At 26.7% G+C, this 10,719-nt stretch carries 10 protein-coding genes; 8 read left to right on the top strand and 2 right to left on the bottom strand.

Annotated features, from left to right (window positions below):
* Positions 1–411: 411 nt before the first annotated feature.
* The 6 genes from M4I33_RS07070 (at position 412) to M4I33_RS07045 (ending at position 6,401) form a co-directional block, all read left to right on the top strand.
* Positions 412–1,443, top strand: a complete 1,032-nt coding sequence (locus tag M4I33_RS07070; RefSeq protein WP_257916154.1) for an ABC transporter substrate-binding protein — start codon at positions 412–414, stop codon at positions 1,441–1,443.
* On the top strand, positions 1,440–2,429 hold the full coding sequence (locus tag M4I33_RS07065; protein ID WP_257916153.1) for an iron ABC transporter permease: 990 nt from the start codon (positions 1,440–1,442) through the stop codon (positions 2,427–2,429). Before M4I33_RS07070 ends, M4I33_RS07065 begins: the two co-directional genes overlap by 4 nt.
* Positions 2,422–3,198, top strand: coding sequence for an ABC transporter ATP-binding protein (locus M4I33_RS07060; RefSeq protein ID WP_257916152.1), 777 nt, complete (start codon positions 2,422–2,424; stop codon positions 3,196–3,198). The genes M4I33_RS07065 and M4I33_RS07060 overlap by 8 nt, the downstream gene beginning before the upstream one ends.
* 217 nt (positions 3,199–3,415) lie before the next feature.
* Positions 3,416–4,483: an ABC transporter permease gene (locus M4I33_RS07055; RefSeq protein ID WP_257916151.1), complete on the top strand. Its 1,068-nt coding sequence runs from the start codon at positions 3,416–3,418 to the stop codon at positions 4,481–4,483.
* 3 nt (positions 4,484–4,486) lie between these two features.
* Positions 4,487–5,719, top strand: a complete 1,233-nt coding sequence (locus M4I33_RS07050; protein WP_257916150.1) for an FtsX-like permease family protein — start codon at positions 4,487–4,489, stop codon at positions 5,717–5,719.
* Position 5,720: 1 nt separating this feature from the next.
* Positions 5,721–6,401 carry an ABC transporter ATP-binding protein gene (locus M4I33_RS07045; RefSeq protein ID WP_257916149.1) on the top strand — a complete coding sequence of 227 codons (681 nt, stop codon included), beginning with the start codon at positions 5,721–5,723 and terminating at the stop codon, positions 6,399–6,401.
* A 150-nt stretch (positions 6,402–6,551) separates the two neighbouring features.
* Here M4I33_RS07045 and M4I33_RS07040 read toward each other — a convergent pair whose 3' ends face one another.
* Both M4I33_RS07040 and M4I33_RS07035 read right to left on the bottom strand, forming a co-directional pair.
* A complete protein-coding gene (locus M4I33_RS07040; RefSeq protein ID WP_257916148.1) occupies positions 6,552–6,881 on the bottom strand; it encodes a hypothetical protein in 330 nt (109 codons plus the stop codon).
* Positions 6,882–7,814: 933 nt separating this feature from the next.
* Entirely contained in the window at positions 7,815–8,342 is a 528-nt protein-coding gene (locus M4I33_RS07035) for a GNAT family N-acetyltransferase (RefSeq protein ID WP_194191398.1), read from the bottom strand.
* A 253-nt stretch (positions 8,343–8,595) separates the two neighbouring features.
* Between M4I33_RS07035 and M4I33_RS07030 the strand changes: the two genes are divergently transcribed.
* Entirely contained in the window at positions 8,596–9,492 is an 897-nt protein-coding gene (locus M4I33_RS07030) for an ABC transporter ATP-binding protein (protein ID WP_257916147.1), read from the top strand.
* 2 nt (positions 9,493–9,494) lie between these two features.
* Positions 9,495–10,622, top strand: coding sequence for an ABC transporter permease (locus M4I33_RS07025; RefSeq protein WP_257916146.1), 1,128 nt, complete (start codon positions 9,495–9,497; stop codon positions 10,620–10,622).
* Positions 10,623–10,719: the final 97 nt, after the last annotated feature.

The following is a 10,719-nucleotide window of genomic DNA, read 5'->3' as shown; positions in this document are numbered from 1 at the left end:
TCATTATAAATATACCTATCCCTAGGAAAATGCACATACAAAAGGAGATTTATATGTTCCAGAAGCTTAATGAAACTTGCTAAGAATATCTATTTTTCCTCCGCTAAATTAAATGTAGCAAAATAATTTGCTAAGAGCAAAAAGAATTTTGCTAGTATCATTTAATTTAACTCCAGAAAAATGATATTCTAAAGCTCCTTTCAAGATGCTTCTTCCTCATTATAAATATACCTATCCCTAGGAAAATGCACATACAAAAGGAGATTTATATGTTCCAGAAGCTTAATGAAACTCGCTAAGAATATCTATTTTTCTTCCGCTAAATTAAATGTAGCAAAATAATTTGCTAGTAGCATTTAACAATCTTTTTTAGAACTTTTAGTAAACGATAACAATAGGGGGATGAGAATTATGAAAAAACTTAATAAGAGAATTGCGTTTGTCTTAACTTTAGTATTTTCGGTTATGATCTTTGCAGGTTGTACTGGAAACTCTAAGGAGGGGAATGCAAATGAAAAAACTATCACAGTTGAGGATCAATTAGGAAGAAAGGTTGAAATTAAAGGGGATGTTAATAGGATAATATCTAGTTATTATGTTTCTACTTCTATTCTTATAGGGCTTGGACTGCAAGATAAGGTTGTAGGGATTGAGAAGAAAGCTAAAAACAGGGAGATGTATAAAAAGTGCGCACCTGAATTTTTAAAGCTTCCTGCAGTTGGGACTGGTAAAGAGATTAATGTTGAGGAATGTATTAAGCTTAAGCCTGATTTAGTTATTATTCCAACTAGGCTTAAAAAATTTATACCTGATTTAGAAAAGGTAAATATTAAAGTTATCGCTATTGAACCTGAAAACTTAGATTCATTTATGCAAACTGTTGAATTAATAGGAAAAGCAACAGGGGCAAATGAAAAAGCAAATAAGTTTTTAGATTATTATAAAAATACATTAGATAAGGTATCTAAATTAGTAAAGGAAACTAAAAATAGACCTACTGTTTATTTAGGTGGAACTGATAATATTTTAAAAACTTGTACAGGGAAAATGTATCAAAATTATATGATAGAAGAATCTGGCGGAACTAACGTAACTAAGGATATAAAAGACGGTTACTGGGCTAATATTTCAGTAGAGCAGCTTATAAAATTTAACCCAGAAGTTATATATGTAGTAGGTTATGCAAAATATACTCCAAAGGATGTATTAAATGATGAAAGACTTAAAGGGGTAGATGCTATTAAAAATAAAAAAGTATATACTTTCCCTTCAAAATTAGAACCTTGGGATTTCCCAACTCCTTCATCAATACTTGGAATGCTTTGGATACTTCAAAATATTCATAGTGATGTTTATAGCACTGACGACTTTAAAAAGGATGCTAAAGCTTTCTATAAAGAGTTTTATAACTTAGATGTAAGCGATGAGGAAATAGGTTTATGATAAAAAGAAGTAGCATATTACTTCACGTTACAATATTAATAATTCTTTCTATACTTTCTTTATGTATTGGAAGATATGAATTAAGTCCTTTAGAGATTTTAAACACTTTGATTGGAAAAGGAGATATGGGGGAGTATAGCTTACTTATAAATATAAGGATTCCAAGAATCATACTTGTAGTTATAAGTGGCGGTGCTTTAGCTTTATCTGGGATGGTTTTTCAAAGTATGTTTCAAAATCCTTTAATATCACCAGACGTTTTAGGTGTAACGTCTGGATGCTCACTAGGGGCAGCACTTGGAATAGTATTTTTAAGTGCTTCTCCTATTTTAGTGCAAAGTTTATCTTTTACCTTTGGGCTTTTAGCTGTGATTTTTTCTGTTTTATTATCAAAGAGGATGAGGAGTAATAGGATTTTAGCCTTAGTGATATCAGGTATAGTAACTGGGGCTTTAACTTCTTCTATGATAATGATAATAAAGTATTTTGCAGATCCATATAAAGATTTACCAGCAATAGATTTTTGGCTTATGGGGGGCTTTTATAATAGTTCGTGGAGCAATATAGCTTATGTATCAGTATTATGCTTATTTTCAACTATAGTAATATACTTATTTAGGTGGAGACTTAAAGTTATTACTATGGGAGATGAATCGGCAAAACTTCTAGGAGTGAATGTAAAACTAGTTAGGCTTATAGTGATTTTAGCTTCAACTCTTTTAGTTTCAGCAGTCGTATCTGTAGCTGGAGTTATAAGTTGGATTGGGATACTTGTACCGCATATAGTAAAATCTTATGCAAAAGATGATATTTCAAAAAACATCCCAATTACAATTTTAGCTGGAGGGATAATCCTTTTATTAGCAGATACATTAGCTAGAAGTATAACAACGACTGAAATTCCTATAAGCATAGTTACTTCCTTTGTTGGGGCACCGTTTTTAGTATATCTTTTAAATAAGAAAGGAACATTTAAAGATGTGTAATTTAAAAATAAAAGGGTTATCTACAAGTTACGGTGATAAAGAAATATTAGAAGATGTAAATTTAGAACTTGAAAAAGGCAAGTTTACTGTATTATTAGGATTAAATGGAGCTGGGAAGACGACTCTTTTAAAATCGATAGTTGGACTTATGAAAAAGGTAGATGGGGAAATTTATATAGAGGATAAGGATTTAAAAAATATGAATTACAAAAATAAATCAAAGCTTATATCTTATATTCCTCAAAACATTCATACAAGCCAAGATTACTTAGTAGAAGATATAGTAATTATGGGAATAACTCCTCATTTAGATATATTTGAAATGCCATCAAAAGAGCATTATAAAAGAGTAGATGAAATTTTAAAGGAATTAAATATATATCATTTAAAGGGTAAAAATATAGGAAATTTAAGTGGAGGAGAGAGAAGGCTAGTATATTTAGCTAGAATCCTTATTCAAAGGTGCAAGGTGCTTCTTTTAGATGAGCCTAACACTTTTTTAGACTACGTTAAACAATATGATTTTTTTAATTTTCTTAAATCACTTATAAAAGAAAAGAATATTACAACTTTAATAACTTTACACGATATAAATTTAGCTTTAAGGTATGCAGATAAAATAGTTATTTTAAACGATAAAAAGGTTATTGATACTTTAGATTGCAGCACGGAAGGGTATGAAAAAATATTAGTTAATCATATGGAAAAGATATATGAAAAGGACTTGAAACTTATATATACGGAAGTTTCACCTATGATAATTTTATAGTTATTATTAGATTGGATGTTTTATAAATATTATAAAACATCCAATTTTTATTTTAGAGTCATGATTTTTTTATTAAGCTTTAAAAAAAGAAATATGGTGAAAAATGCGATAGAAATATAAGAATTTATTACATAAATAAACAAAAAAAGAAAATAAAGTATGATATTGTATACTTGTAAAGAAATTTATGCAAAAAAGGTAGTTTCAAGGGGGGCATATGAAGGGGATAAAGCAGCAAAGTTTTGTTATTATAACTGCAAGTATATTCATAGTATTTTTAGGAATAATGATATTTAATACATTAGAGATACAAAATTCAATGAAAAAGGTGAATGGTAATATACATATCAATACTATAGAAGTGAATTTTAATGATGTTAAATTAAAAGAACTCATTAAGATAGTAGAGAAAATGAAAAATAAAGGAATAAGTATAAGAAATTATTCACCAGATAATTTTGTTTATAGATCGAATAACGTAACTGGTCTATATAGTGATAAAATAACTAATCCTGGCTTGGAATTAGAAAGTGGTAGGTTTTTTACTGAAAAGGATTTAGAATCAGAGAAGCCAGTTGCTGTAGTAGGTTCTGAGGTGCTAGAGCATTGCAAAAAGAAAGATGGTAAATATTTTTTGATAAGAGCTAATAAGGAGTTTGAAGTAATTGGGGTTGTTAGAGATAAAGAAAATATTAAATTAAATGAAGATATAATATTATACAACTTAAAAGCAATTTTGAATGAAGGTGAAAAATTTCCTGTTTATGATATTGCTTGGTACCTAGATAGTGATAAGCTTAACAAACATGAGCTTATAGTATTAGCAGAAGAGATTGGTGGAGAATCTATTTTAATTAAAGAGCCAACTATTAGATTCAGTCCAGTGCAAGATAGTATCCTTTTAAATTTAGAAAATAATAAGAGCTTATTAATTATGTTGTTTTGCATATTTATATCTTTTATTAGAGCAATAATGTATTGGATAGAGAGCATAAAGCTTGAAATAGGAGTTAGAAGGGCTTGTGGTGCTACTAAAAAGGATATAACAATTTTAATTTTAAATGACTATATTTATATGATAAGTATATCTGTAATAGTTAGCTTTATGATTCAATTCTTATTGATTAAGACTAATATATTATCCCTAATAAAATATAACTTTAGTTTGAATATATTTGCTATAAGCATATTTATTATAGCAATTGTTATGGTATTAACTATTCCTATGATATTAAAAAATATTAGCAAAATATCTATTGGAAAAGTGCTAAAGGCGGGGGAGTAATATATGAAGTATATTATTAAAAACATATTAAATAATAAATTAGTGAATTTTTTATTAGTTGTACAGCTAGTTTTAGGATTAACTGCAATATATAATTCAATAAATATAAGTGAGAGATTAAATTCTGAAATAAATAGATTCGATAGAGTATTTAATAACGGCAAGGTTTATAAGATAAGAAATGAATACTTTAATCAAAGTGAAACTATAAAAAGCGCAGATTTAGAAAAATTAAATAGAGCTATTAATAACATAGATAGTAGTAAAAATATTGAGTATCCCTATAGTTTTAATATAGCTATATATAATAAAAGTTTTGAAAATAGTTCTTTATTTGAAGCAACGCCTGATAAATTAGAAGTTAATAATAAAGACTTTTTTAGAAGTTATTCAATCTTTATGAATGATTTAGCAAAGGAAAAAGCAAACCTAGAGATACAAGAAGGAAGTTGGTTTTTAGAGGGAGAATCAAATTCTATACCAGTAGTTTTAGGGTATGATTATAGTGAATATTTTCATGTTAATGATGAGTTTGAATTTATCGATTTTGAGAATGATAAAGTTTTAAGAAAAGCAAAGATAATAGGATTTCTAAAAAAGGGAAGTGAAATATCGGCAAACTTGGAACTCCCTTTAGATTTAAGAGATATTAATTTAGATAAATATATTATATTTAATAATAAAGAATTGATAAATAATAAAAATAGTATATTAAGTTTACTATTTAATAATTATATTTACTTTAATCAAAATACGAATTTAGATGATATAGAAAGAGAATCTAATAAGATAATAAAAGATTTTAAAGATGCAAATTTACCTGTATATCTGAGTTTTGAAGGAAAAGAATTAGCAAATAATATTGAAGATTTAAAGAGTTCAAAGGAGCTATCGATCTTAACAAGTATAATAATAACTATTTTTCTATCGATAACTATAGTTTTAACTTTATTAAATTCAGTTATAAAAAGAACAAAGGAGTTTGGAGTACACATCTTAAATGGCGCAACCATTAAAAAAATGATGTATTTTATTTTAGGAGAAGTTTTAATTTTAATAGGAATAGCATTTCTAATTTTTGTATTGGAACTAAGTATTTTAAGTAACAATTTAAATTATAAATTGATTTTAGAAATATTTATAGGAAGCATTGCTTACTCTGTATTTGTAAGTATCATTCCTATTACTAAATTAAAAAGTATAAGTATAAGAGATATGGTAAACGGGAGAGAATAATATGAGTTTTATAAGATTTGTGGATATATGTAAGGTATTTGGAAAAGGCGAAAATGAAGTTACAGCATTAAACAATATTAATTTAGATATTGAAAAAGGAGAATTAATTGCAATAGTAGGAGCCTCAGGTTCAGGGAAAACAACATTACTTAATATATTAGGAACCCTAGAAGCCCAAACTAGGGGAGAGTATATACTAGAAAATAAAAATACTAAGGAGTTAAATGATATAGAATTAGCATTTAATAGAAATAAATTAATTGGGTTTGTAGTTCAGAATTTTGCGCTAATAAAGAACTTGAATGTTTATGATAATATAGAAATTCCGCTAGTACATGGAAAAGTAAAAAAATCTATGAGAAAATCTAAAATAATTGATATTTCTGATAAATTAGGGATTAAAGATAAACTGAAAAGTAGTATTTCATCTCTATCTGGAGGACAAGCACAGAGAGTTGCAATTGCAAGGGCACTAGTAAACCATACTGAGATAATACTAGCAGACGAACCAACAGGAGCTTTAGATAGTAAAACAGGAAAGCAGATAATAGACCTTTTATTAGAAATAAATAAAGAAGGTAAGCTTGTTATAATTGTTACACACGATGAAAAAATTGCAAATAGGTGTGATAGAGTTATAGAAATGAAGGATGGAATTATCATTAAAGATAGGAAAAATTAAAAAAACGTAGCACTAAATTTTAGTGCTACGTTTTTTTGCATATAGGAAATTATAAATATAAATGTATCACCAATTAAACTATATCTTTAAACCAAAATTTTTGGAGCAAAAAAAGTAGATAATTAGATAGCGCTTATAAAGCAATTTTTTTTATTTGATAGATTTAATTTTAGACATAATCAAATATAGAATAAGGATTATTAAAAGAATCCACCACAAAGTATAAAGAAAATCAAAATGATAAAAATAATCTAAGCCGCCTTCATTTAAAACAGTAATATTATTTTCTTTTATGTAATTATCTATATCTTTATCTATAATCGTATTTGAAGTTAGGGTTGGCTTAGGCAGAGCGCCGAGTTTACTTATATCTGACACCGAACTAGTTAAAGTTACTGTAAATAATTTTATAAAAGTTAAAACTATAAAAATCAATGTAAAAATAGCTTTTAGGAGTTTTTTATAATTTATAGAATTCATACATACCTCCGAATTAATGTTATTATTGTAATTATATTACAAGAGAGCTATAAGATAAATGAATTCACAAAAAAAGAACCTATTTTAATGGATATTTTTTTACTTTCCACTAAATAGGTTCTTTTAACCGATTTAAAATATTTAATTTACTCATAATTCCTATAATCTTTCTAAATTTTTTTCATCATATCCTACAAAAGTTACTAGTGCAACTGCTTTAATTACTCCAAAAATTTTTTTCATCTAAATCACTCCTAAAAATTTGTTTTTTTGTTTCTCTCTACAATAATAATTATATGCAAAGAGGTATAGAAATAGTATTGATTTAGATTTCACTTACCTTACAATTTTGAAATATTACTTAAGGCTTATTAAATTTAAGTTTTGGAGATAATTTAAAAATTTATCAGGGATATTAAAAACTATCAAAGCTACTGAAAATGGTATTATTAAAGATTCTAAGTAAAATAAAGTTAGGGTCCCACCAAAGATTACAAAAAATAAGAAATAGGCTAAAGTTCTATTTAAATTAATTCTTTTCAAATAAAGTCACCTCCAAAGTATATATTTATATTTTAAGGCAAAAGGTAATTTATGTAAACAAAAAAGAACCTATTGTAATGGATAAATTTTAACTCTCCATTAAATAGGTTCTTTTAACCGATTTAAAATATTTAATTTACTCATAATCCCTATAATCTTTCTAAATTTCTTTCATCATATCCTACAAAAGTTACTAGTGCAACTGCTTTAATTACTTCAAAAATCTTTTTCATCTAAATCACTCCTAAAAATTTGTTTTCTTGTTTCTCTCTACAATAATAATTATATGCAAAGGGGGATAGAAATAGTATTGATTTAGATTTCACTTACCTTACAATTTTGAAATATTAAAAAAGTAAAGATTAGGGGATTTAAGGATAGAATATTAAATTATTCAGTGTATTGCATTACAGTTTTATTGAAATATCTATTGAATTCATCGTATTCTTTATCAGTCATATCTTTATTAAAGCTTAAAATCTTTAATTTGTTACCTTCGTGACCTTCCCTATATGAAGGTTGGAAATGATCAAAATCTTGCATTCTAAAGCCAAGTTTAGAATAGAAACTTAATCTCTTTTTTGAAATATGGTCCTCTGGTGGGTCTATTTCAAGTAAAAGAGTTTTGTCGTCAGTACAGAATTCTTTTAGAATTTTTGAACCGTAATTTTGACCTCTTAGTCCTCTGTGAATAGCAAAATGTTCAATATATCTGTATTTATCAGTTTCCCAATAAAACAATAAGCCTACTAGCTTATTATCTTCACAGATAATAGTACAATTATAATCTTCGTGTTCTAAAGCTTCTAAATGATGCTCTATTTTTCTTTGTTCAAACTTTGGGAAGCTGGTCTTATATAGCTCCATAGCTTCATCAAAAAATAAGCTATCCTTAGAAGTTATTCTTATGCTTCTCATATTACACCTCTTAGAATTTTTAATTGATTATAATATACAAAAATATAAACTTCAACAGGCAAAGCTTATAGGAAACTATGTTAGTTATATAGGAAACTAGAGGAGTAAGAAGGCTATTTATATTAATTGCAAAATTGAGCAATAGAAAAAATTGAAATTATATAATGTTAATTAAATCAAAATATAGAAGTAATTGAGAAAAAACAGTAAATAATGTAAAATAAATACATAAAAGAAAATATGAGGGGTTAAGATGAGTTATTTAAGATTAGAGAATATAGGGAAAAAAATCAAAGGAAAAGAAATATTAAAAAATATATCATTTGAGCTTAATAAGGGGGAAATAGTTGGATTTGTAGGACCAAATGGTGCAGGTAAAACAACTACAATCAAAATGATATTAGGTATTTTAAGTACTGAATCTGGTGATATATTTATAAATGATAAAAATATAAAAGATAAAGACGGGATGATGGAGTCACTTAAAAGTATAAGTAATATGATAGAAAGTCCAGCACTATATTCATATTTAACTGGTTATGAAAATTTAAAGCAAATTTTAAGAAGTGACAAAAGAATTGATAAGAAATTTGTGGATGAAGTTATAGAACTTGTAAATCTAAAAGAAAGTATAAATGAAAAGGTTAAAAATTATTCTTTAGGGATGAAGCAAAGGTTAGCTATAGCACAAGCATTAATTACAAAGCCAAAGCTTTTAATATTAGATGAGCCGACGAATGGATTAGACCCAGTTGGGATTGTGGAGATAAGAAATATTTTAAAAAACTTTTCAATAAAAGAGGGTGCTGCAGTTTTGATTTCTTCGCATATACTCGGAGAATTAGAACAACTATGTGACAAGGTAATATTTATAAATAATGGTGAAATAGTTAGAAAAGAAATCTTAGATGAAAGCAAGAATCTTCAAGTCATTATTATGCCAAGAGTAAAGTCAGACTGTATAAATGTATTAAAAGGAATAGAGATTGTTAGAGATATAAAAGAATATGATAATGGGATTTTAGTTGATGTAAGAGGAGATAATATCTATGAAATTATCTATAAATTAGCAGAAAAAAGAATTGATATAGATGAGATATATAATTATCGAGAAACCTTAGAAGAAAAATATATGGAGGTGTATTCTTAATTATGGTATCTATTTTGGGACTTATAAAAAATGAATTAATAAAAATAATACATAGGAAAAAGATTTGGATTAGCATCATAGTTTTAATGATTGCGAGTATTTGGGTTTTAGGAGGATCAGTTAATAGGATTGAAGAGAAGAAGACCTCATTAGAGGAAATAAAGAACTCTACAACTATAAGCGAAGAAGCGAGAGTTAGTATGGTAAAGGATACCGAAAGAGATATTAAACAGTATGAGGTATCAAAAGAAAGTAGTATGACGGAATTACAAAAGCTATATAGCAAAGAATTAAATAGATTAGAAAAACAAAAAAAATCTAGTGAAAATATATTTGTAGATGAAGATATTAATTATATTAAATATTTAAGTGAGAATAATTTAAGGCCTAAATCAGCTATTGATTTAGATAGTAATGATATTTTACAAAGGGCAATAATGGCATTTTCAATTGTTTCTATGTTAGTAGTTATAATAATCTCATCTGATACCATTTCAGACGAATTTAATAATGGCACTATTAAAGTATTAATTACTAAGCCTTATAAAAGAGTTAAAATAATAATTTCTAAATTTATTGCAAGTTCTATTGTGTGCATAGGTCTTGTGATGTTATTCCAAGCACTTATTTATATTATTGGAGTAGCAATTAAAGGATATACTACATTAAGTTACCCAGAGCTTATATATCCTAAATATGAATCAAGTGAAGTGCTAAATTTACAATTTAATAATTATATAGCTCCAATTACAGGGACAGGCAGTATAATACCACAATGGGAGCTGTTTTTAAAAAGTTTCTTGCTGCAAGGAATATTTATAGCATGTATGGTTGCTTTTTGCATTATGATATCAGCATTAATAAAAAACAACTCATTTACATCAATAATTGCAATATTATGTACAGTAGGAGCAGTGATGACCTTATTTATTCAAGATATAAGATTTTACTCTTATTTATTGTTCCAAAATTATTATGATATTTTAAATACCGTAAAAGGAATTATACCAATGAGAACAGGTGCGTATTATGTAGGATATTTTGCAGTAATCGCAATATTAGTAATATACATTATAGGATTTATATTTATCAGTAGTAGAGTTTTAAATAAGAAAAATTTATATGTCTAAAAGATAAATTAGCTTCAAAGATAGAATCAACTTATAAAAATAAGGAAAACCCTTTTAAAATCAAAAAACTGGTTAAGTAATTAACCAGTTTTTTTAA

Source organism: Clostridium sp. LY3-2 (assembly GCF_024705715.1).
In the GTDB taxonomy this organism is placed as follows: Bacteria; Bacillota; Clostridia; order Clostridiales; family Clostridiaceae; genus Clostridium.
This window is presented reverse-complemented; position numbering and strand designations above follow the sequence as displayed.

Bases quoted from the DNA above. Each gene is read 5' to 3' on its own strand.
- M4I33_RS07070 (WP_257916154.1), top strand. From the start codon at position 412: ATGAAAAAACTTAATAAGAGAATTGCGTTTGTCTTAACTTTAGTATTT.
- M4I33_RS07065 (WP_257916153.1), top strand. From the start codon at position 1,440: ATGATAAAAAGAAGTAGCATATTACTTCACGTTACAATATTAATAATT.
- M4I33_RS07060 (WP_257916152.1), top strand. From the start codon at position 2,422: ATGTGTAATTTAAAAATAAAAGGGTTATCTACAAGTTACGGTGATAAA.
- M4I33_RS07055 (WP_257916151.1), top strand. From the start codon at position 3,416: ATGAAGGGGATAAAGCAGCAAAGTTTTGTTATTATAACTGCAAGTATA.
- M4I33_RS07050 (WP_257916150.1), top strand. From the start codon at position 4,487: ATGAAGTATATTATTAAAAACATATTAAATAATAAATTAGTGAATTTT.
- M4I33_RS07045 (WP_257916149.1), top strand. From the start codon at position 5,721: ATGAGTTTTATAAGATTTGTGGATATATGTAAGGTATTTGGAAAAGGC.
- M4I33_RS07040 (WP_257916148.1), bottom strand. From the start codon at position 6,881: ATGAATTCTATAAATTATAAAAAACTCCTAAAAGCTATTTTTACATTG.
- M4I33_RS07035 (WP_194191398.1), bottom strand. From the start codon at position 8,342: ATGAGAAGCATAAGAATAACTTCTAAGGATAGCTTATTTTTTGATGAA.
- M4I33_RS07030 (WP_257916147.1), top strand. From the start codon at position 8,596: ATGAGTTATTTAAGATTAGAGAATATAGGGAAAAAAATCAAAGGAAAA.
- M4I33_RS07025 (WP_257916146.1), top strand. From the start codon at position 9,495: ATGGTATCTATTTTGGGACTTATAAAAAATGAATTAATAAAAATAATA.